22 protein-coding genes and 1 riboswitch are annotated in these 21106 nt (G+C 72.0%); of the genes, 10 read left to right on the top strand and 12 right to left on the bottom strand.

The window, feature by feature from the left end:
- Nucleotides 1–6 precede the first annotated feature (6 nt).
- The gene (locus AB0N81_RS07330; RefSeq protein ID WP_365356480.1) at nucleotides 7–1506 is read left to right on the top strand and encodes an NAD(P)/FAD-dependent oxidoreductase; all 1500 of its coding nucleotides are present in this window, start codon (nucleotides 7–9) and stop codon (nucleotides 1504–1506) included.
- A gap of 46 nt (nucleotides 1507–1552) precedes the next feature.
- On the opposite strand, the gene AB0N81_RS07325 is transcribed toward AB0N81_RS07330, so the two are convergent.
- From AB0N81_RS07325 to AB0N81_RS07305, 5 genes are all read right to left on the bottom strand, one after another.
- Nucleotides 1553–2425 carry a hypothetical protein gene (locus AB0N81_RS07325; protein WP_365356478.1) on the bottom strand — a complete coding sequence of 291 codons (873 nt, stop codon included), beginning with the start codon at nucleotides 2423–2425 and terminating at the stop codon, nucleotides 1553–1555.
- 51 nt (nucleotides 2426–2476) lie between these two features.
- Nucleotides 2477–3394, bottom strand: a complete 918-nt coding sequence (gene metF, locus AB0N81_RS07320; protein WP_365356476.1) for a methylenetetrahydrofolate reductase [NAD(P)H] — start codon at nucleotides 3392–3394, stop codon at nucleotides 2477–2479.
- 103 nt (nucleotides 3395–3497) lie between these two features.
- On the bottom strand, nucleotides 3498–4154 hold the full coding sequence (thiE, locus tag AB0N81_RS07315) for a thiamine phosphate synthase (protein WP_365356475.1): 657 nt from the start codon (nucleotides 4152–4154) through the stop codon (nucleotides 3498–3500).
- Nucleotides 4155–4230: 76 nt separating this feature from the next.
- Nucleotides 4231–4596: an Rv2175c family DNA-binding protein gene (locus tag AB0N81_RS07310; protein WP_365356474.1), complete on the bottom strand. Its 366-nt coding sequence runs from the start codon at nucleotides 4594–4596 to the stop codon at nucleotides 4231–4233.
- A 52-nt stretch (nucleotides 4597–4648) separates the two neighbouring features.
- Nucleotides 4649–5812 (bottom strand): FAD-dependent oxidoreductase, encoded by a 1164-nt coding sequence (locus tag AB0N81_RS07305; protein ID WP_365356997.1) that lies wholly within the window; start codon nucleotides 5810–5812, stop codon nucleotides 4649–4651.
- Nucleotides 5813–6013: 201 nt separating this feature from the next.
- Nucleotides 6014–6127: riboswitch (TPP riboswitch) on the top strand.
- Here AB0N81_RS07305 and thiO point away from each other — a divergent pair.
- The 5 genes from thiO to AB0N81_RS07280 all read left to right on the top strand — a co-directional run bounded on the left by thiO (nucleotide 6125) and on the right by AB0N81_RS07280 (nucleotide 11452).
- Nucleotides 6125–7333 (top strand): glycine oxidase ThiO, encoded by a 1209-nt coding sequence (gene thiO / locus AB0N81_RS07300; protein WP_365356472.1) that lies wholly within the window; start codon nucleotides 6125–6127, stop codon nucleotides 7331–7333. Its footprint overlaps the riboswitch before it by 3 nt.
- Complete coding sequence (gene thiS / locus AB0N81_RS07295) at nucleotides 7330–7542, top strand: sulfur carrier protein ThiS (RefSeq protein WP_365356471.1); 213 nt, start codon at nucleotides 7330–7332, stop codon at nucleotides 7540–7542. The genes thiO and thiS overlap by 4 nt, the downstream gene beginning before the upstream one ends.
- 6 nt (nucleotides 7543–7548) lie before the next feature.
- Nucleotides 7549–8343 (top strand): thiazole synthase, encoded by a 795-nt coding sequence (locus AB0N81_RS07290; protein ID WP_365356470.1) that lies wholly within the window; start codon nucleotides 7549–7551, stop codon nucleotides 8341–8343.
- A gap of 185 nt (nucleotides 8344–8528) precedes the next feature.
- Nucleotides 8529–10496 (top strand): Stk1 family PASTA domain-containing Ser/Thr kinase, encoded by a 1968-nt coding sequence (gene pknB / locus AB0N81_RS07285; protein ID WP_365356469.1) that lies wholly within the window; start codon nucleotides 8529–8531, stop codon nucleotides 10494–10496.
- A gap of 71 nt (nucleotides 10497–10567) precedes the next feature.
- Nucleotides 10568–11452, top strand: coding sequence for a deoxyribonuclease IV (locus AB0N81_RS07280; protein WP_365356467.1), 885 nt, complete (start codon nucleotides 10568–10570; stop codon nucleotides 11450–11452).
- Between the two features lie 24 nt (nucleotides 11453–11476).
- Here the strand turns inward: AB0N81_RS07280 and AB0N81_RS07275 are convergent, their stop codons facing one another.
- Nucleotides 11477–12109 (bottom strand): sulfite oxidase-like oxidoreductase, encoded by a 633-nt coding sequence (locus AB0N81_RS07275; RefSeq protein WP_365356465.1) that lies wholly within the window; start codon nucleotides 12107–12109, stop codon nucleotides 11477–11479.
- 165 nt (nucleotides 12110–12274) lie between these two features.
- Here AB0N81_RS07275 and bfr point away from each other — a divergent pair, with 165 nt between their 5' ends.
- Nucleotides 12275–12754 (top strand): bacterioferritin, encoded by a 480-nt coding sequence (gene bfr, locus AB0N81_RS07270; RefSeq protein WP_365356464.1) that lies wholly within the window; start codon nucleotides 12275–12277, stop codon nucleotides 12752–12754.
- On the opposite strand, the gene AB0N81_RS07265 is transcribed toward bfr, so the two are convergent.
- From AB0N81_RS07265 to AB0N81_RS07255, 3 genes are all read right to left on the bottom strand, one after another.
- A complete protein-coding gene (locus AB0N81_RS07265; protein WP_365356463.1) occupies nucleotides 12751–12996 on the bottom strand; it encodes a (2Fe-2S)-binding protein in 246 nt (81 codons plus the stop codon). The two genes, bfr and AB0N81_RS07265, sit on opposite strands and share 4 nt — an antisense overlap.
- A 172-nt stretch (nucleotides 12997–13168) precedes the next feature.
- Nucleotides 13169–14521, bottom strand: coding sequence for a class II 3-deoxy-7-phosphoheptulonate synthase (locus AB0N81_RS07260; RefSeq protein ID WP_365356462.1), 1353 nt, complete (start codon nucleotides 14519–14521; stop codon nucleotides 13169–13171).
- A 35-nt stretch (nucleotides 14522–14556) separates the two neighbouring features.
- Nucleotides 14557–15486, bottom strand: coding sequence for a DUF2867 domain-containing protein (locus tag AB0N81_RS07255; RefSeq protein ID WP_365356460.1), 930 nt, complete (start codon nucleotides 15484–15486; stop codon nucleotides 14557–14559).
- Between the two features lie 51 nt (nucleotides 15487–15537).
- On the opposite strand from AB0N81_RS07255, the gene AB0N81_RS07250 reads away from it, so the two are divergent.
- The 3 genes from AB0N81_RS07250 to AB0N81_RS07240 all read left to right on the top strand — a co-directional run bounded on the left by AB0N81_RS07250 (nucleotide 15538) and on the right by AB0N81_RS07240 (nucleotide 18202).
- On the top strand, nucleotides 15538–16125 hold the full coding sequence (locus AB0N81_RS07250; RefSeq protein ID WP_365356458.1) for a TetR/AcrR family transcriptional regulator: 588 nt from the start codon (nucleotides 15538–15540) through the stop codon (nucleotides 16123–16125).
- Between the two features lie 10 nt (nucleotides 16126–16135).
- Nucleotides 16136–16195 (top strand): trp operon leader peptide, encoded by a 60-nt coding sequence (locus AB0N81_RS07245; protein ID WP_106977022.1) that lies wholly within the window; start codon nucleotides 16136–16138, stop codon nucleotides 16193–16195.
- Nucleotides 16196–16303: 108 nt separating this feature from the next.
- Entirely contained in the window at nucleotides 16304–18202 is a 1899-nt protein-coding gene (locus AB0N81_RS07240; protein ID WP_365356457.1) for an anthranilate synthase family protein, read from the top strand.
- Here the strand turns inward: AB0N81_RS07240 and AB0N81_RS07235 are convergent.
- The 3 genes from AB0N81_RS07235 to AB0N81_RS07225 all read right to left on the bottom strand — a co-directional run bounded on the left by AB0N81_RS07235 (nucleotide 18145) and on the right by AB0N81_RS07225 (nucleotide 21073).
- On the bottom strand, nucleotides 18145–19149 hold the full coding sequence (locus AB0N81_RS07235; protein ID WP_365356456.1) for a 2-hydroxyacid dehydrogenase: 1005 nt from the start codon (nucleotides 19147–19149) through the stop codon (nucleotides 18145–18147). The genes AB0N81_RS07240 and AB0N81_RS07235 overlap by 58 nt on opposite strands.
- Nucleotides 19150–19235: 86 nt before the next feature.
- On the bottom strand, nucleotides 19236–20273 hold the full coding sequence (locus AB0N81_RS07230; protein WP_365356454.1) for a 6-phosphofructokinase: 1038 nt from the start codon (nucleotides 20271–20273) through the stop codon (nucleotides 19236–19238).
- Between the two features lie 146 nt (nucleotides 20274–20419).
- On the bottom strand, nucleotides 20420–21073 hold the full coding sequence (locus AB0N81_RS07225; protein ID WP_365356996.1) for a response regulator transcription factor: 654 nt from the start codon (nucleotides 21071–21073) through the stop codon (nucleotides 20420–20422).
- Between the last annotated feature and the right edge of the window lie 33 nt (nucleotides 21074–21106).

Genomic DNA, 21106 nt, shown 5'->3' with positions numbered 1-21106 from the left:
CCTGGCATGGCACGGATTGTGGTGATCGGCGCAGGTCTCGGCGCGATGACGGCGGCCGCGCGGCTGGCCGTCGCGGGCCACCGGGTGGTGGTGTACGAACGCGGGGAAACGTACGGCGGCGCGCTCGGGCGCGTCGAGCGGGACGGTTTCGCCTTCGACACCGGGCCGGGTCTCCTCCTGCTCCCCGCGGTCTACCGCGACCTGTTCGTCAAGACGGGCAAGGAGCCCCTGGAGAAGTGCGTCGAGCTGTCCCAGGTGGAGCCCGCCGTGCGCCACGTCTTCGCGGACGGCACCGCGGCCGACCTGCCGAACGCCTCGCGGGCGGGCGTGGGCGAGGCCCTGGACACGGCCCTCGGGGACGGTGCGGGCGCGCGCTGGTCGGCGTTCATGAACCGCGCGAGGGAGGCCTGGGACCGCACCCGTCGCCCCCTCCTGGAAGAGCCCCTGTGGCCGAACTGGGAGGTGCTGGCCGGCCGCGAGCCGTACCCCTCGGTGCCGTTCAAGCGCCTGCTGCGGCGCGAGCGCCGCGCGGTGACGCTCGGCGAGGTCGGCGAGCTGGAGCTGGGCGGCGACCCGCGGCTGGTCGCCCTCCTGGAACAGTTCGCGCTCGTGCACGGTCTGGATCCCCGCACGACCCCGGCGAGCGCGGCCGTCCTGCCCTATCTGGAGCAGACGTTCGGCACCTGGTCGGCGCGGGGTGGCATGCGCGCCCTGGCCCGCGCGGTGTACGAGCGGTGCGTGGCCCGGCGGGTCGAGTTCGTGTTCGGCGCGGCGGTGACGCGGATCGTCGAGAAGGACGGCCGGGCGGCGGGCGTGGAGCTCGCGGACGGCACCGTCGCGGACGCGGACTTCGTGGTCGCCGGTGTCGCGCCCACGGTCCTGGACGGCATGCTGCCCGGCACGGACGTGCGAGCGGAGGGTGACGTTCCGGCGCGCTCCGGCATGCCCAGCCGGCTGACGGTGTTCCTCGCGCTGTCGGGCGCGCGCTGCGCGGGCACCCCGCTCCGGACGGTGCTGCACTCGGCGGACCGCCGGGACGAGCTCGACCGCCTCTTCGGCGACCGGCCCGGACTCCCCGCCTCCCCCACCCTCGCGGTGCTCCGTCCCGACGACCCGGAGCTGGTTCCGGACGGCGCGCACGAGGCGGTGACGCTCACGGTGACGGTGCCCGCGCACCTGGAGATCACCGAGGCGGACGTGGAGCGGGTGATCTCCCGTGCCGAGGCCGTGGTCCCTGACCTCAGGAGCCGTCTCCTGTGGCACGAGGTCCGCACCCCGGCCGACGTCGCGGAGGCCACCGGTGCCGACGGCGGCGCGGTCCCTGCCCCGGCGCTCGCCGCGGCCGGGGGGAGCCTCCTGCACCCGTCCAACAGCACGGGCCTGCCGGGGCTCTTCGCGGTCGGCGGCTGGGCGCACCCGGGCGGTGGACTGCCGCACGCGGGAATGTCCGGCACGCTGGTCGCGGGGCTGATCGTCGAGGGCCCGGAGTTCCGCGGCTCCCGGTGACACGGGCGGTGACACGGGTGGTGAGACGGGCGGGCCGCGCGAAGGGTCAGTACCGGTACTGCTGCTCGTCGTACCCCGACCCGTCGTGCCCCTGGTACGGGTACGGCTGTTCGGGCGGGAGCTCGCCGCCGTGCGGCTCGTCGGTGGTGCGCTGGTGCGGCACCCAGACGCCGCCGGGCGGGGTGTCGTTGTACGTTCCGCCGAGCCCGCCGCTGTAGGTGTCGCCGCCGTACGGGGCGTACTGCTGCTGGTCGCCGTAGGTGTCGTAGCTCTGCCGCGCGCCGTAGGTCTGCGTGCCGATGTACGGGTCGGAGTACGCGGCGTACTGCTGTCGGCCCGTCTCGTCGTACCCGTCGTACGTGTAGTTCTGCTGGTCGTAGCCGGTGTAGGCGGCCGCGTCGTAGGCGTAGCCGTCGCTCTGGTGGGCGCCTGGCTGGTCGCCGGTGGTCGGCGGGGCGTAGGGAGCGTCGTCGTACACGCCGTACTGCCCGGTGTCGTCGGGCATCGGCTCCGGTTCGTAGATCCCGCCCGCGGGGATGTCCGGGCCGTGCGCGGGCGGCGGCGGGACCTGCTCGTACTCCAGGTCGGACACCTGGAGCGTCGGTTCCCGCGTGGCGGCCGCGGCGGCCTGCGCCGGCCTCTTGCGGCGCTTGCTCAGGCCCGGCCGGCCGCCGAGCGCCCAGCCGGTGGAGAAGCCCCGGCGGAACGACAGCGTCACGTACGTCTGGCCCGTGGCGAACGCGATGGCGCCGATCCCGATGATCCACACCGAGGGGATCAGCACGCCGACCACGACGCCGAGGAAGCCCACGAAGGCCAGCAGACGCCAGCGCAGCCTGGCCTTGTACTGCAGCAGCACCTCGCCGAGCAGCCACAGCGCGACGCATCCGAACGCGATGTAGAGGACCGTCCAGCCCATGTACGCCCCTCTCCCCTGCGGTCGCCGCCCCTCGGGTGCGGGTACGACCGTTCAGGCCTGGTGGTGCAGGCCCAGATTCTCGTAGATCTCCAGCGTCGCCGTGGAGTTGTTCAGCGTGATGAAGTGCAGCCCCGGCACGCCTTCGGCCAGCAACCGCGCGCAGAACTCCGTCGCGAACTCGATGCCAATGGAGCGTACAGCGGCGGGATCGTCTTTGGCCGAGAGGATCCGCTCTTTCAGCTCGGCCGGGAACACGGCGTTGCTGAGCTGGGGCAGCCGGTCGAGCTGGCGGACGTTGGTGACCGGCATCATCTCAGGGATGATCGGGGTGTCGCACCCGGCCGCCTCCACGCGGTCGCGCAGCCGCAGGTACTCCTCGGGGTCGAAGAACATCTGCGTGATCGCGTAGTCCGCGCCGGCCCGGCACTTGTCGATGAAGTGCCGGGTGTCGGACTCCCAGTCGGGCGAGCGCGGATGCATCGCGGGGAAGGCGGCGACGCCCACGCAGAAATCGCCGGACTCCTTGATGAGCTCGACCAGCTCGGAGGCGTAGGTGAGGCCCTCCGGGTGGGCGATCCAGTCGCCGAGCGGGTCGCCGGGCGGGTCGCCGCGGACCGCGAGCATGTTCCTGATGCCCGCGTCCGCGTACTGCCCGATGATGTTGCGCAGCTCGGCCACGGAGTGGTCGACGGCGGTCAGGTGCGCGACGGGCGTCAGGGTCGTGTCGGCGACGATCTGCTGGGTCTCCCTGACCGTGCCGGTGCGCGTCGAGCCGCCCGCGCCGTAGGTCACGGAGACGAAGTCCGGGGCGACCGCCTCGACCCGGCGCAGCGCGTTCCAGAGGTTCCGCTCCCCCTTCGGGGTTTTCGGGGCGGAGAACTCGAACGAGAACGTCGTCTTACCGGTCGCGAGCATGTCGCGTACCGTGCGCGCACGGTCAGTCCTGGTCGAAGCTGTGCCTAGGGCCATACGGGAAGGTTAGCCAGGGCTCAGCGGTCGCCCAACCGGACCCGGGAGATATGGCCGGTTTGCCGGTTTGTTGTCCACGGATCGGACACTCCCGGGCTGTTGCTCACACAGACGTATGCAGCCGCTTCGCGAAGTCCGCGGCGGCGGCCCCGGGGTCGTCGGCCTCGGTGATCGCCCGCACGACGACGACGCGCCGCGCACCCGCTTCGAGCACCTCGTCCAGGTTGCCCGCGTCGATGCCGCCGATGGCGAACCAGGGCCGGTCCGTGCCGAGCGAGGCCGTGTACCGGACCAGGTCGAGGCCCGGGGCGTGGCGGCCCGGCTTGGTGGGCGTGGGCCAGCACGGGCCGGTGCAGAAGTAGTCCACGCCGTCCTGGACGGCGGCCGCGGCGGCCTCCGCCTCGGCGTGCGTGGAGCGGCCGATCAGCACGTCGTCGCTGCCGCCGAGGATGGCGCGGGCCGCGGGGACGGGCAGGTCGCCCTGGCCGAGATGCAGCACATCGGCGCCGATGGCGTGCGCGACGTCCGCGCGGTCGTTCACCGCGAGGAGCTTGTCGTGCCGCCGTGCGGCGTCCGCGAAGACCTGGAGGTGCTCCAGCTCCTCGCCGGCCTCCATGCCCTTGTCGCGCAGCTGCACGATGTCGACGCCGCCCGCGAGGACGGCGTCGAGGAACTCGGGGAGATCCCCCTGGCGCTTGCGGGCGTCCGTGCACAGATAGAGCCGGGCGTCGGCGAGCCGGTCGCGGTGGTCGGCGGCCATGGAGAAGTCCCCCCGTTGTCGCGTTTTCGAGTTTTCGCGTTTTCGAGTTTTTCGCGTTTTCGATGGTGCGGTCAGGTCAAACAGCCAGCGCCTGGGCGCGGCGCTTCACCTCCGTGCCGCGATTCTCGCTCAGTGCCTGCGCGGGCGTACCGGGCAGGGTCGGGTCGGGGGTGAAGAGCCACTCGAGCATCTCTTCGTCGGAGAAGCCGTCGTCCCTCAGGAGCGTCAAGGTGCCGACCAGGCCCTTGACGACCTTGTCGCCGTCGATGAAGGCGGCGGGCACCTGGAGCGCCCGGTTCTCCCCACGGCGTACGGCGATCAGCTGGCCCTCCTTGACCAGCTGGCGCACACGGGTCACCTCGACATCGAGCATTTCCGCGATGTCGGGGAGGTGCAGCCAGTCGGGGACGAGAGCATCAGTCTTTGCGTCAATCTCGGTCACATGGTCAAGCGTATCCCTGGCCGGTGACACGCACCGGACGGCGCCCGTCCGGCTACAGCGCCGCCTTCTTCAGCGGGACCGACGGGTCCGCCGTCAGGCCCGCGTCCAGCCGGGTGCCCGACTCGATCAGCCTGCGGCCCTGGGCCAGGTCCCTGGGGCGGCCCACCGCGAGGACCGCGACGAGGGCGCCGTCCCGCAGCCAGCACACCGACCAGGCCACGCCCGTCGGGTCGCCGCGCCACACCAGCTCGTCCGCGGAGGCGTGGTGGCCCGCGTACTGCACGAAGCGGCCGAACTGCTCCGACCAGAAGTACGGCACCGGGTCGTACGCCGCCGGTGTCTCGCCGATGATGTTCGCCGCCACCGTGCGCGGGCCCTGCAGCGCGTTGTCCCAGTGGTGCACGAGAAGACGCTCGCCGTACCTTCCCGAAGGGAAGGAGGAGCAGTCGCCGACCGCGTACACGTCGGGGGCGGAGGCCCGCAGGCCGTCGTCGGTCACGACCTCCCGGTGGATTCCCAGCTCGATGTCGGAGCCGGCGAGCCAGGCCGTCGCGGGCCGCGCCCCGATGCCGACGACGACGGCGCCCGCGGGCAGCCGGGTCCCGTCGGACAGGACGACCTCGCCCGGTTCGACGCGCTCCACGCGCGCGTGGGTGCGCAGGACCGCCCCGGAGTCCGCGTACCAGCCCGTCATGGGGACCGCGACCTCTTCGGGCAGCGCCCCGGCGAGCGGCCGTGCGGCGGCCTCGACCACGGTGACGGAACAGCCCGCCTCGCGCGCGGCGGTCGCGAACTCCGCGCCGATCCAGCCCGCGCCGACGACCACGACGTCCTGCTGCCGGGCGAGGACCGGGCGCAGCCGCTCGGCGTCGTCCAGGGTGCGCAGGAGGTGCACGCCGGGGACGCCCTCGGTGCCGGGCAGCCGGATCGGTTCGGCGCCGGTCGCGACGACCAGGACGTCGTACGCGAGGGAGCCCTCGGCGGTGTCCAGCGCGTGGTCGGCGGGGCGCACGCCGGTGACCTCGCGGCCCAGGACCAGCTCGATGCCGAGCGCCTCGAAGTCGATGTCGAAGGCGGAGCCCTCCGCCTTGCCGAGCAGCACCGCCTTGGACAGCGGAGGCCTGTCGTACGGCTGGTGCGGCTCCGCCCCGACGAGGGTGACCGTTCCGGTGAACCCTTGTTCGCGCAGGGCCACCGCGGTCTGCACCCCGGCCATTCCGGCGCCGACGATGACGACGCGCCGCTCCGCCTGCCGCTGTTTCCCGCTCTGCCTCTGCTGGTCGCTCACCCGATCACTGTAGGACGGCCGCGGGGAGCGGCTTCAGGTGCGGGCGGGGAGATCTCTGACACACCGTCACTGCCCGCACCCGGACAGCTCCCCTACTGCCACGCGGAGCGACGGGCTAGGCTGACGGTGCAGAGCACTCGCGGGAGCCCGGACGCACCGGGCTGAGAGGGAGGCTGGGACGGCCTCCGACCGTACGAACCTGATCCGGGTCATGCCGGCGAAGGGAGGGGCTGGACGCCCATGCATCCACGTACGACAGCACCATCCGCCGCCTCTGACGTCCTCGTCGTGGGAGGCGGCGTCATCGGCCTGGTCACGGCCTGGCGGGCCGCCCAGCGCGGGCTCTCCGTCGCGCTCGTCGACCCCGAGCCGGGCGGCGGCGCCGCGCAGGTCGCGGCGGGCATGCTGGCCGCCGTCACCGAACTGCACTACGGCGAGCAGACGCTGCTCGGCCTCAACGTCGAATCCGCCCGCCGCTATCCCGCCTTCGCCGCCGAGCTGACCGAGGCGAGCGGGCAGGACCTCGGCTATCGCGCGTGCGGCACGCTCGCCGTCGCGCTCGACTCCGACGACCGCGCCCACCTGCGCGAACTCCACGCGCTGCAACGCCGTTCGGGGCTCGAATCGGAGTGGCTGAGCGGCCGCGAGTGCCGCCGCCTGGAGCCGATGCTCGCTCCGGGGGTACGCGGCGGGCTGCGGGTCGACGGCGACCACCAGGTCGACCCGCGCCGGCTCGCGGCGGCACTCGTGGTGGCCTGCGAGCGGGCCGGTGTGGCCGTCCACCGCGGCTGGGCGGAGCGCCTCTCGGTCGCGGACGACCGGGCGCGCGGCGTCGTCCTCGCCGACGGCACCGAGCTGAGCGCGGACCTGACTGTGCTGGCGGCGGGCAGTCTCAGCGGGCGTCTCGGAGGCGTCCCGGACGACGTCGTGCCGCCCGTGCGGCCCGTCAAGGGCCAGGTGCTGCGGCTGACGGTGCCGAAGGCGTACGCGCCGTTCCTGAGCCGCACCGTGCGGGCCGTGGTGCGCGGCAGCCACCTCTACCTCGTACCGCGCGAGAACGGCGAGCTCGTCGTCGGCGCGACCAGCGAGGAGCTCGGCTGGGACACGACGGTGACCGCGGGCGGCGTGTACGAACTGCTGCGGGACGCGCACGAACTCGTCCCCGGCATCACGGAGCTGCCGCTGACCGAGACCTGCGCCGGCCTGCGCCCCGGCTCGCCGGACAACGCGCCGCTGCTCGGCCCGACGCGCCTCGCCGGGCTCCACCTGGCCACCGGGCACCACCGCAACGGCGTCCTGCTGACGCCTCTCACAGGTGACGTCATGGCGCACGCCCTGACCACCGGTGAACTGCCGGACGAGGCGCTCCCGTTCACCCCGCTCCGCTTCGCCGAGCCCTCCCCCGTACCCCCTCCCGCCACGCCGCACTTCACGGAGCAGCACGCATGAGCACGCCCTTCGCCGTTTCCGTCAACGGGGAGGCACGCGACGTGGCCTCGGGCACCACGCTCGAAGCCGTCGTGGCCACCCTCTCCTCGGCGCACTCCGGTGTCGCCGCCGCCGTCAACGAAACCGTCGTCCCGCGCGCGCAGTGGCCCGCCACGACGCTCGCCGAGGGCGACCGCGTCGAAATACTCACCGCCGTCCAGGGAGGCTGAACCACCATGGCAGACGACCCCTTCGTCATCGGCGGGCTCACCCTCTCCTCGCGCCTGATCATGGGCACGGGAGGGGCGCCCAGCCTCGACGTCCTGGAGCGGTCCCTCGTCGCGTCCGGCACGGAGCTGACCACCGTCGCGATGCGCCGCCTCGACCCGGGCGTGCAGGGCTCCGTGCTCTCCGTCCTGGACCGGCTCGGCATCCGTGTCCTGCCCAACACGGCGGGCTGCTTCACGGCGGGCGAGGCCGTCCTGACCGCCCGGCTCGCGCGGGAGGCGCTCGGCACGGACCTGGTGAAGCTGGAGGTGATCGCCGACGAGCGCACCCTGCTGCCCGATCCGGTCGAGCTCCTGGACGCCGCCGAGACCTTGGTGGACGACGGTTTCACCGTCCTGCCGTACACGAACGACGACCCGGTGCTCGCGCGGAAGCTGGAGGACGTGGGCTGCGCGGCGATCATGCCGCTCGGCTCGCCCATCGGCTCCGGGCTCGGCATCCGCAATCCGCACAACTTCCAGCTGATCGTGGAGCACGCGCGCGTGCCGGTGATCCTCGACGCGGGCGCGGGCACGGCGTCCGACGCGGTGATCGCGATGGAGCTGGGGTGCGCGGGTGTGATGCTCGCCTCCGCGGTGACGCGGGCGCAGGAGCCGGTCCTGATGGCCGAGGCCATGCGGCACGGCGTCGAGGCCGGGCGGCTCGCGCGCCGGGCCGGGCGTATCCCGCGGCGGCACTTCGCCGAGGCGTCCTCTCCTGCGGAGGGTATGGCGCGGCTCGATCCGGAGCGGCCCGCGTTCTGACACCCTCGCCGTGCCAGGGAGGGTCTGTTCGTTCGCGGCTGCCCGCCAGTGGGGGCTTGTCGCGCGGTTCCCCGCGCCCCTGACGGGGCGCCCCGGCCCGTCGCCTGTCACAGCTCGGCTGCAGTCCGGCCGCGGGGAGGACCGGCCGGGACGAGGTGTCGGTGGCGGCTCGTAGACTCCCCTGCGTGGACACGACCCTTCAGGACCCGCTCGTCGGGCAGCTGCTCGACAGCCGTTACCGCATCGACGGGCGCGTCGCGGTCGGCGGGATGGCCACGGTCTACCGGGCCGTGGACACCCGCCTCGACCGCGTGCTCGCGCTCAAGGTGATGCACCCGACGCTGGCGGCCGACGCCTCCTTCGTGGACCGTTTCATCCGCGAGGCCAAATCGGTGGCCCGCCTCTCCCATCCGAACGTGGTCGGTGTCTTCGACCAGGGCACGGACGGGTCGTACGTCTACCTCGCGATGGAGTACGTCGCGGGCTGCACCCTGCGCGACGTCCTGCGCGAGCGCGGCGCCCTCCAGCCGCGGGCCGCGCTCGACATCCTGGAGCCGGTCCTCGCCGCGCTCGGCGCCGCGCACCGCGCCGGCTTCGTGCACCGCGACATGAAGCCCGAGAACGTCCTCATAGGGGACGACGGCCGGGTAAAGGTCGCCGACTTCGGGCTCGTCCGCGCGGTGGACACCGTCACGAACACGACGGGCACCGTCCTCGGCACCGTCTCCTACCTCGCCCCCGAGCAGATCGAGCACGGCACGGCGGACACCCGCGTGGACGTGTACGCGTGCGGGGTCGTGCTCTACGAAATGCTGACCGGCGCCAAGCCGCACTCCGGGGACTCCCCCGCCCAGGTCCTCTACCAGCACCTCAACGAAGACGTGCCGCCCCCGTCGGCGGCCGTCCCCGGGCTCCCCTTCGCGCTCGACGAGCTGGTCGCCTCCGCCACCGCGCGCACCCCCGACATCCGCCCGTACGACGCCGTGGCGCTCCTCGCCCAGCTCAGGGAGGCGCGCGCCGCCCTGACCGAGGAGCAGCTCGACGCGGTGCCGCCGCAGGCGCGCGCGGCGGAGCACGAGGGCCGCGACATCTCCGCGGACCGCACGAGCGTGATCCCGCGCGCGGCCCGCTCCGTCCAGCTCCCGCTGCCCGCCGAGGGCGAGCGGAGCGGCGAGGACGCGCTGAACCGCACCAGCGTCCTGGCGACCCCGCCGCCCGGTCCGCCCGGCCCTCCCGCCCCCGGCCGCGGCTCCCGCAGGCGGTTCGATCCGCGCCGCCGCACCATCGCGGTCATAGCGGGCGTCCTGCTGGTCCTGGGCATCGGCACGGGCGTCTGGTACATCAACTCGGGCCAGTTCACGGAGGTCCCGCCGATCCTGGCGAAGACCGAGGCGCAGGCGAAGCAGCGGCTCGACGAGGCCGGGCTCGATGTGAAGGGCGTCGAGCGCAAGTACAGCGACACGGACAAGCGCGGCACGGTCATGGACAGCGACCCCGCGGCGGGCGACCGCATCCGGCAGAACGACGGGGTGACGCTGATCATCTCGCTTGGCCCGGAGACCGTGAAGGTCCCGGACGTGAAGAACCTCCCGCTGGCCACGGCGAAGAAGGAGCTCAAGGGCGCCGGGCTCGCGCCGGGCATGGTGACCAAGAAGTTCAGCGAGAGCATCGACAAGGGCTCCGTGCTCAGCACGGACCCGCGGGCCGGCTTCACCCGCAAGGCGGGTTCGGCCGTCGCCCTGGTCGTCAGCAAGGGCCGTCCGGTCGAGGTCCCCGACGTGACGGGCGAGTCCCAGGCCGACGCCACCGAAGACCTGGAGGAGGCCGGGCTCAAGGTCGAGATCGCCCCGGAGCGGGTCCACTCCGACGAGGACAAGGGCGACGTCGTCAAGCAGTTGCCCGCCCGGGACGAGACGGTCGCGGAGGGTGACACGGTCAAGCTGACGATCTCCAAGGGCCCGCCGATGGTCGAGGTCCCGGACGTCACCGGCATGAGCGTCGACGAGGCCAGGGACGAGCTGGAGGGCGCGGGCTTCGAGGTCGACGAGGACCGCGGCCTGCTGGGCATCTTCGGGGACACCGTGAAGAAGCAGTCGGTGGACGGCGGCGACAAGGCGCCGAAGAACTCGACGATCACCATCACGATCCGCTGAGCCGGGGCCGGGCCCGTCGCCCGGTCCCGACCGTTCGGGAGCATCCGCGCGCGCGTGCCACCCTTGACGTCGTGAGCAGCAACAAGTCCCCCAACGCAGTGTCCCGCAATCCCGTAGGCGGCCATGTCCCGGTGGCCGGCGGACTCGCCTCCGTCGGCCTCTCGTACGCCCGTGACCTCGGCGCCGAGACCGTCCAGGTCTTCGTCGCCAACCCGCGCGGCTGGGCGACCCCGCCCGGCAACCCGAAGCAGGACGAGGCGTTCCGCGCGGCCTGTGCCGCCGAGAACATCCCGGCGTACGTCCACGCGCCCTACCTCATCAACTTCGGCTCGCACACCGAGGCGACCGTCGAGAAGTCCGTGGAGTCCCTGCGCCACTCGCTGCGCAGGGCCCGCGCGATCGGCGCGCTCGGCGTCGTCGTGCACACCGGCTCGGCGACCGGTGGCCGGGACCGCGCGGTCGCCCTGAAGCAGGTGCGCGACCGGATGCTGCCTCTCCTCGACGAGCTGACGCACGACGACGACCCGTTCCTGCTCCTGGAGTCGACCGCGGGCCAGGGCGCCTCGCTCTGCTCCCGCACCTGGGACTTCGGCCCGTACTTCGAGGCGCTCGACTCCCACCCCAAGCTGGGCATCTGCCTGGACACCTGCCACATCTACGCGGCGGGCCACGACCTGGCGGGCCCCGGCGGCATGAAGCAGACCCTGGACCTCCTCGTGGACACGGTCGGCGAGGGCCGTCTGAAGCTCGTGCACGCCAACGACTCCAAGGACGTCGTCGGCGCCCACAAGGACCGCCACGAGAACATCGGCACCGGCCACATCGGCGAGGAGCCGTTCCGCGAGCTGATGCTGCACCCGGCCACCGAGGGCGTGCCGCTGGTCATCGAGACGCCCGGCGGCAAGGAGGGGCACGCGGCGGACGTGGCCCGGCTGAAGGCGCTCAGGGGCCTGTAGCGACGCGGTGGACGGTGCGCCGGGCTAGAACTCGGGGCCGTCCCCGGGCTCCTCCTGGTACGAGTAGCGCTGCTCCTGCCAGGGGTCGCCGAGGTTGTGGTAGCCGCGCTCCTCCCAGAAGCCGCGGCGGTCGGCGGTCATGTACTCGATGCCGCGGACCCACTTGGGGCCCTTCCACGCGTACAGGTGGGGCACCACGAGCCGGAGCGGGAAGCCGTGCTCCGCGGTGAGCAGTTCGCCGCCTTTGTGCGTGGCGAAAATCGTGCGGTCGTCTGCGAAGTCCGCCATCCGCAGGTTGGAGCTGAAGCCGTACTCGGCCCAGACCATCACATGGGTGGCGTTCGGCGCGGGCGGCGCGATCTCCAGGAGCGTGCGGGCCGGGACGCCGCCCCACTCGGCGCCCAGCATGCTGAACTTCGTGACGCAGTGCAGGTCCGCGACCACCGTGTCGTACGGCAGGGCGGAGAACTCCTCGTGCGTCCAGCAGTGCTTCTCGCCGTCGGCGGTGGCCCCGAAAACCCTGAACTCCCAGCGCTCCGGGCGGAACTTCGGCACCGGTCCGTAGTGCGTGACCGGCCAGCCGCGCTGCAGCCGCTGCCCCGGCGGAAGCTCCGGCTCCGCTGCCTGTCGAGATGCGCGTTCCGCCGGCTGACCCATGACTCCATCCTGACAGACCCGGGGCGGTGGACGTGACCAGACGAAGTCTGACAGATACGGATTCGGGCAACTCCTACTAAGCCTGCACTTACTGGACGCCCTCCGAACACCGGTGCAAAGATGCGCGCTACCTGCCCAGTCACCCGCGTGGAAGGAGCCTCTGCGATGCAGGGCGACCCCGAGGTCATTGAATTTCTCAACGAGCAGCTGACCGCCGAACTCACGGCGATCAACCAGTACTTTCTCCACGCCAAGATGCAGGAGAACTTCGGCTGGACGAAGCTCGCGAAGTACACCCGGTCCGAGTCGTTCGACGAGATGAAGCACGCGGAGGTGCTGACCGACCGGATTCTGTTCCTCGACGGGCTGCCCAACTACCAGCGGCTCTTCCACGTCCGGGTGGGCCAGACGGTCACCGAGATGTTCCAGGCGGACCGGCAGGTCGAGGTGGAGGCGATCGACCGCCTCAGGCGCGGCATCGAGGTGATGCGCGCCAAGGGCGACATCACGTCCGCGAACATCTTCGAGTCGATCCTCGCCGACGAGGAGCACCACATCGACTATCTGGACACCCAGCTGGAGCTCGTCGAGAAGCTGGGCGAGCCGCTCTACCTCGCGCAGCTCATCGAGCAGCCGGAGAGCTAGGCGGCCTGCTGGGAGGTCTCGTCGAAGCCGGAGAGCACCGGCTCTCCCTGGTCCGCCAGCTCACGGCGGGGGCACGCGCCCCGGCCGAGCAGCGCCTGGATGCGTCGTACGCACGAACCACAGTCCGTGCCGGCCTTGCAGGCCGACGCTATCTGGCGGGGGGTGCAGGCCCCGTCCGCCGCGTGCTTCTTCACCTGCGCCTCGGTGACCCCGAAGCAGTTGCAGACGTACACGCGGTTCACCTCCCGGACAGGACAGACAGGACGGACAGGACTCATCAGTAGCGCCGTCCCGATTGATCGGTGAGGCTAACCTAACCTTACCCATGACTCCGGGCCCACAAAAGCCCCGGATACGCCGGTGGGGCGCGGATCACACGGATCCGCGCCCCACACGTACGTACACCTCGAAGAACTACTGGTCGCGGTACATCTCCGCCACCAGGAACGCCAGGTCCAGCGACTGGCTGCGGTTGAGCCGCGGGTCGCAGGCCGTCTCGTAGCGCTGGTGGAGGTCGTCGACGAAGATCTCGTCGCCGCCGCCCACGCACTCGGTGACGTCGTCACCGGTGAGCTCGACGTGGATGCCGCCCGGGTGGGTGCCGAGGGCCTTGTGGACCTCGAAGAAGCCCTTGACCTCGTCGAGCACGTCGTCGAAGCGCCGGGTCTTGTGACCGGAGGCCGCCTCGTAGGTGTTGCCGTGCATCGGGTCGGTGATCCAGGCGACGGTCGCGCCGGTGGCGGTGACCTTCTCGACCAGCTCGGGCAGCTTGTCGCGGACCTTGTCGGCGCCCATGCGGACGATGAAGGTCAGCCGGCCGGGCTCGCGGTCGGGGTCGAGGCGCTCGATGTACTGCAGCGCCTCCTCCGGGGTCGTCGTCGGGCCGAGCTTGACGCCGATGGGGTTGCGCACCTGGGAGGCGAACTCGATGTGCGCGTGGTCCAGTTGGCGGGTGCGCTCACCGATCCAGACCATGTGGCCCGAGGTGTCGTACAGCCGGCCGGTGCGGGAGTCGACGCGGGTGAGCGCCGTTTCGTAGTCGAGGAGCAGCGCCTCGTGGGAGGCGTAGAACTCGACGGTCTTGAACTCCTCCGGGTCGGTGCCGCAGGCGCGCATGAAGTTGAGCGCGTTGTCGATCTCGCGGGCCAGCTGCTCGTACCGCTGGCCGGAGGGGGACGACTTCACGAAGTCCTGGTTCCAGGCGTGCACCTGGCGCAGGTCCGCGTAACCACCCGTGGTGAAGGCGCGCACCAGGTTGAGCGTGGAGGCGGAGGCGTTGTACATCCGCTTCAGGCGCTCGGGGTCCGGGATGCGGGCCTCTTCGGTGAAGTCGAAGCCGTTGACGGAGTCGCCCCGGTAGGTCGGGAGCGTCACGCCGTCGCGGGTCTCGGTCGGCTTGGAGCGCGGCTTGGAGTACTGACCCGCGATGCGGCCGATCTTCACGACGGGCACGGACGCCGCGTACGTGAGGACGGCGCCCATCTGGAGCAGCGTCTTCAGCTTGTTCCGGATGTGGTCGGCGGAGACGCCGTCGAAGGCCTCGGCGCAGTCGCCGCCCTGGAGCAGGAACGCCTCTCCCTTGGCGACGGAGGCCAGTCGGGCGCGCAGCTGGTCGCACTCGCCCGCGAAGACGAGCGGCGGATACGACTCGAGGTCCGCGATCACATCGCGCAGAGCCTCGGCATCGGGGTACTCGGGCTGCTGCGCCGCGGGCAGGTTTCGCCAGGTGTTGCCACCGGAGGCGGTGGTCTTAGCGTTCACGGTCACCTCGTCAACATTACGTGGTGATGCGTGCCGTCCATTCACCCGCTCACGAAGTGAGACGGAGCCGACACAGTGGAGTGAACGGTTCCTGTCGCCCGGTCACCGGCGTGCGGCGCGGCGAGGGCGAGCCTTCGGTGGACGCGCCGCAGCATCATGCGGGCCATGAAGGGGTGCGCCCGCCGCACGGCGCCCCAGTAGAGCCGGGAGCGCACCGTGTCCGCGCGGACGGCCGTGCTGAGCGTGACGTGCCGTTCGTCGACCAGGATCGAGGCGCGGGCGGTGAGGCCCGCCGTGTCCACGTCCATCAGCAGTTCGCCGTCCTCGCGGGCGACGACGGGGAAGGCGTCGCGCAGGACGCCGGTCCACGCGGCGGGGTCGCGCGGCAGGCCGGGGCGCAGCTCCATGCGGTACGCGTCCCGGTAGCCGGGCCGCTCCACGGAGGTCCGGAGCAGCCTGGCCCCCTCGGGCACCTCCACCGTCTCGGGCCGGGGCCACCAGAGCCGGTTGAGCAGCCGCAGCCGGGGCGACCAGCGGACGGGGCGGGCGCAGCCGCCTGCCGCCGCGCGCTCGATGTTGTCGAAGAGCTCTTCGAGCATCGTGTCGTGGACGGGCCGGACGGCCGTGGGCCACAGGAGGCGGTCGACGCCGGACTGCCGCATCTCCAGGACGTGGCGGACGAGACAGCGGCCCTCCCCTCTCGGCTCGACCGTCATCTCATGGAAGCCGTCACCCGGCGGGGTGAAGGCGAACCGGACGCGGCGGCCCGGTTCGTGGGCGGTGACGGAGTACCTGATCGGGCCGTGGCCGCCGGTCGCGCCGACGCCCAGCGGGCGGTCGAAGGTCATCGGCGCCCAGGCCGGGACGGGGAAGACCGGGTCGTCCTCGGCGGACAGGCGGTCGAGCAGGGCTCCGACCACCTCCGCCGGAGCCTCTACGACCCGCTCGTGTTCGTTGCGCACGACTCCCATGCCGCACCTCCATACGCTGGCGTATGGTCAACCGTACGGTAGCGTATGGACATGGCGCAACGGCAGCGGAAGAAGGACCCGGCGAAGCCCCGGCTGACCGCCGACGACTGGGCGGACGCCGCACTGACGGCGATCGGCGAGGGCGGGCTCGCGGCCGTCGCCGTGGAGCCCCTGGCGGTCCGCCTCGGCACCACGAAGGGGAGCTTCTACTGGCACTTCGCCAACCGCGACGCACTCATCGAGGCCGCACTGGAGCGCTGGGCCGAGCTCCACACCGAGGGGATGATCAGCCACGTGGAGGCCGAGCCGGACCCCCGCAAGCGGATCCGGCTGCTCTTCGCGGAGGCCATCACCGCCGCCGCTTCGGGCCCGCTGGAGGTCTCCCTGCTGGCGACGGCCGAGCATCCGCGGGTGGCGGCCGCCCTGCGGAAGGTGACCGAGCGCCGTCTGGCGTACGTAGCCGAGCTCTTCGCCGACCTCGGCTTCCCGGGTGCGGAAGCGCGGCGGCGCGGCCTGCTCGCGTACAGCGTCTATCTGGGCCACACCCAGCTCGGCCACGCGGTGCCCTCGGCCGTGCCGTCCGGCGCGGAACTCGGCGCCTATCTCGACGAGAGCCTCGACCTCCTGATGATGCGCTAAGGTGCCGGACATGCACGCGCAGACGACGACTCGTAACTGGTGGTGGCCCGCTCATCCGGCGGCCCACTGACTGCGCGTATCCACAGACTCGCGAAGGCCGCCCGAGGGGCGGCCTTCAGTGTTTTCCGGACTCCCCGGGGCCGGGCCGTTCCTCTCCGAGTGAGAAGGAACCAGCCCCATGCACCCCACGTACCTCACCGACCTCCTGTCCGACGACCGTCCCTTCGCCCTGCTGCGCCGCCGCACCCCGGGCCGCGACCACGACACGGTCGAGGTCCTGACCGGCCCGACGGGCACGTACGAACGGCTCGCGGACATCCCCGAGGGGCTCGCGCTCGTGCCGTTCCGGCAGATCAGGGAGCGCGGCTTCGACGTCCGCGACGACGGCACGCCGCTCACCGTCCTGACCCCCGAGGAGACGTACGAGCTCCCGCTCCCCGAGGCCCTCGCCGCGCTGCCCGCGCACGACGTGCGGGTCGAGGGCGGGGCGTTCGACGTGGACGACGCGGCGTACGCGGACATCGTGGGGCGCGTCCTGCGCGAGGAGATCGGCCGGGGCGAGGGCGCCAACTTCGTCATTCGTCGTACGTACGAGGGTGAGATCCCCGGCTTCGGGCGCGCGGACGCCCTCGCGCTCTTCCGGCGGCTGCTCGTGGGCGAGCGGGGCGCGTACTGGACGTACATCGTGCACACCGGGGACCGCACGCTCGTCGGGGCCAGCCCCGAGGTGCACGTGCGGATGTCCGGCGGGACCGTCGTCATGAACCCGATCAGCGGGACGTACCGCTACCCGGCCGGCGGGCCCACGCCGGACGGCCTGCTCGCCTTCCTCTCCGACGGCAAGGAGATCGAGGAGCTCTCGATGGTCGTCGACGAGGAGCTCAAGATGATGTGCACCGTCGGCGACATGGGCGGCGTCGTGATCGGGCCGCGCCTGAAGGAGATGGCCCATCTCGCGCACACCGAGTACGAGTTGCGCGGCAAGTCGTCGCTGGACGTGCGGGAGGTCCTGAAGGAGACGATGTTCGCGGCGACCGTCACCGGGTCGCCGGTGCAGAACGCCTGCCGCGTCATCGAACGGCATGAAGCGGGCGGACGCGGCTACTACGCGGGCGCCCTCGCCCTCATCGGCAGGGACGCGGGCGGCGCGCAGACCCTGGACTCCCCCATCCTGATCCGCACCGCCGACATCTCCGCGACCGGCCGGCTGCGGGTGCCGGTGGGCGCCACGCTGGTGCGCGGCTCCGACCCGATGGGCGAGGTCGCGGAGACGCACGCGAAGGCCGCCGGTGTGCTGGCCGCCCTCGGCGTACGTCCCGGGCGGCCCGGCGAGGAGGGCACGCGGCCCACCCTCGCCGACGATCCGCGCGTGCGGGCGGCGCTGGACGGCCGGCGCGCGTCGCTCGCGCCGTTCTGGCTGCGGATGCAGGAGCGGGCCGACGAGCTGGCCGGGCACGCGCTCGTCGTGGACGGCGAGGACACCTTCACCGCGATGCTCGCGCACGTCCTGCGCTCCTCGGGCCTCCGGGTATCGGTGCGGCGGTACGACGAGGAGGGGCTGCGGGAGGCGGTGCTCGCGCACGAAGGGCCCGTGGTGCTCGGCCCCGGTCCGGGCGATCCGTCCGACCTCACCGACCCGAAGATGCGGTTCCTGCGCTCGCTGGCCGCCGAGGTCGTCCGCGGCCACGGCCACGGCGTGCTCGGCGTCTGTCTCGGGCACGAGCTGATCGCCGCCGAGCTGGGTCTGGAGATCGTGCGGAAGGAGGTGCCGTACCAGGGCGCGCAGACGGGCATCGACCTGTTCGGGCGGGCCGAGACCGTCGGCTTCTACAACAGCTTCGTGGCGCGCTGCGACGACGAGGCGGCGGCGGAGCTCGCCGCGCACGGCATCGAGGTCAGCAGGGACCTGGCGAGCGGCGAGGTGCACGCGGTGCGCGGCGGGTCCTTCGCGGGGGTGCAGTTCCACCCGGAGTCGGTGCTGACGCTGCGCGGGGCCGGGATCGTGCGGGAGCTGCTCGGTCAGCTTCTGCCGGCCACGGGCACGAGGACGTTCTCGGAGCGGCGGCCCGCCAGGTAGTCCAGGACGTTGCCCACCGTGGTGTCGATGATCTGGCCGACCGCGTCCGCGGTGTAGTACGCCTGGTGGGACGTCACCACGACGTTCGGGAACGTGACGAGGCGGGCCAGGGTGTCGTCCTCGACGACCTCCAGGGACTTGTCGAGGAAGAAGAGCCCGGCCTCCGCCTCGTACACGTCGAGGCCCACGCCCGTGAAGCGGCCGGCGCGCAACTCCCCGACCAGGGCGTCGGTGTCGATCAGGCCGCCGCGGCTGGAGTTCACCAGGATCGCGTCGTCCTTCATCATCCGCAGCGCCTGGGCACCGATGAGGTGCTGGGTGGCGGGGAGCAGCGGCACGTGCAGGCTGATGAGGTCGGCCTCGGCGAGGAGTTCGTCCTTCGCCACGTACTTCATGCCGAGCTCGACGCAGGCGGGGTTCTCGGCGACGTCCCAGCCGAGCAGGCGCATGCCGAAGCCGTGCGCGATGCGGGTGAACGCCTCGCCGATCTTGCCGGTGCCGAGCACGCCGGCCGTGCGGCCGCGCAGGTCGCGTCCCATCAGGCCGTCGAGGCGGAAGTCGAAGTCGCGGGTGCGGTTGCTGGCGCGGACGATGCGGCGGTTGACGGCCATCGCCAGGGTCCAGGCGAACTCGGCCACGGAGTACGGCGAGTAGTACGAGACGCGGGCGACGGTCAGGCCGAGGCGCTCGGCGACCCGCAGGTCGATGTTGTTGAAGCCGGTGGAGCGCTGGGCGATCATCCGCGTGCCGCCGGCCGCGAGGGTCTGGAGCACCCGGTTGTCGAGGGTGGCGTTGACGCTGGAGGAGATGATCTCGTAGCCGGCGGCGATGGGGGCGGTGTCCTCGTTCAGGAACACGTCGAGGCAGCGGACGTCGTGGTGTCCCTCGAAGGCCTTCTCGATCAGCGGCTTCTCGTCGGACTGCACGCCGAATGCGAGGATCTCCATGGCGTGAGTCTATGTACCGCCTCCCGGGACGGCACCCGGAGCGTTGGCCGGGGGCCGTCCCGTCGCGTTCCGGCGGCGGGCTCCGGTCAGCCGAAGAAGACGCCGACCTCCGCGTACAGCGCCGGGTCCACCGTCTTGAGGCGGGCCGTGGCCTCGGCGATCGGTACGCGTACGACGTCCGTGCCGCGCAGCGCGACCATCTTCCCGAAGTCGCCGTCCCGGACGGCCTCGATGGCGTGCAGGCCGAAGCGCGTGGCGAGCCAGCGGTCGAAGGCGCTCGGGGTGCCGCCGCGCTGGACGTGGCCGAGGACCGTGGTGCGCGCCTCCTTGCCGGTGCGCCCCTCGATCTCCTTGGCCAGCCACTCGCCGACCCCGGAGAGCCTGACGTGCCCGAAGGAGTCCTGCGTGCCGTCCTTGAGGACCATCTCGCCGTCCTTGGGCATCGCGCCCTCCGCGACGACGACGATCGGGGCGTACGACGCCTTGAAGCGCGAGGTCACCCAGGCGCAGACCTGGTCGACGTCGAAGCGCTGCTCGGGGATGAGGATGACGTTGGCGCCGCCCGCGAGGCCCGAGTGGAGCGCGATCCAGCCCGCGTGGCGGCCCATGACCTCGACGACGAGGACGCGCATGTGGGACTCGGCGGTGGTGTGCAGGCGGTCGATCGCCTCGGTCGCGATGCCGACCGCCGTGTCGAAGCCGAAGGTGTAGTCGGTGGCGGAGAGGTCGTTGTCGATGGTCTTCGGGACGCCGACGACCGGGACGCCGTACTCGTCGGTGAGGCGCGCGGCGACTCCGAGCGTGTCCTCGCCGCCGATCGCGATGAGGGAGTCGACCTCGTGCTTGGCGAGGTTCTCCTTGATGCGGCGTACGCCGTTCTCCGCCTTGAACGGGTTGGTGCGCGAGGAGCCGAGGATGGTGCCGCCGCGCGGCAGGATGCCGCGGACCGCGGGGATGTCGAGCCGGACGGTGTCGCCCTCCAGCGGACCGCGCCAGCCGTCCCGGAAGCCGACGAAGTCGTAGTCGTACTCCTGCACGCCCTTGCGGACGACGGCCCGGATGACCGCGTTGAGCCCGGGGCAGTCGCCGCCTCCGGTCAGTACGCCAATTTTCTTGGCCCCCATGGAACAGTCCCTTCGCCTCAGTGACCTGATGCGAGTCACGCTAATGGTGATCCAGGTCACTCCGGGACGGTGCGAACGGCCAATTCCTGTGCTGTGCTGGGGAGTTGATCAAGCTCTTTCACTCGTACGAGGGGTCGTACGAGGGGTCACGCGTCGTCGGGCCTGTCGATGCCGCGCTCTATCGCGTACCGCACGAGCTCCACCCTGTTGTGCAGCTGGAGCTTGCCCAGGGTGTTCTGGACGTGGTTCTGCACGGTGCGGTGCGAGATGACCAGGCGTTCGGCGATCTGCTTGTAGCTCAGGCCCTTGGCGACCAGGCGCAGGACCTCCGTCTCGCGGTCGGTGAGCTGCGGGGCCTTCGGGTCGTCCGGGGTGCCGGCCGCGGGCTCGGTGGCCAGCCTGCGGTACTCGCCGAGGACGAGGCCCGCGAGGCCCGGGGTGAAGACCGCGTCGCCGACCGCCGTGCGGCGCACCGCGTCGATCAGCTCCTCCGTGGACGCGGACTTCAGGAGATAGCCGGTGGCGCCGGACTTGACCGCCTCCAGGACGTCGGCGTGCTCGCCGCTCGCGGAGAGGACGAGGACCCGCAGCGCCGGGTTGGCGCCGACGAGCTCCTTGCAGACCTGCACGCCCGGCTTGAGCGGGAGGTTCAGGTCGAGGACCAGGACGTCGGGGGCCGCCGCCTGCGCGCGGCGGACCGCCTGCTCGCCGTCGCCCGCGGTGGCGACCATGTCGAGGCCCGCCTCCGCCAGGTCACGGGCGACGGCGTCGCGCCACATGGGGTGGTCGTCGACGACCATGACCCTGATCGTGCCGGCCGCCGTCCCGTCCCC

The organism is Streptomyces sp. NPDC093510 (genome assembly GCF_040683555.1).
Lineage (GTDB): Bacteria > Actinomycetota > Actinomycetes > Streptomycetales > Streptomycetaceae > Streptomyces.
This window is presented reverse-complemented; position numbering and strand designations above follow the sequence as displayed.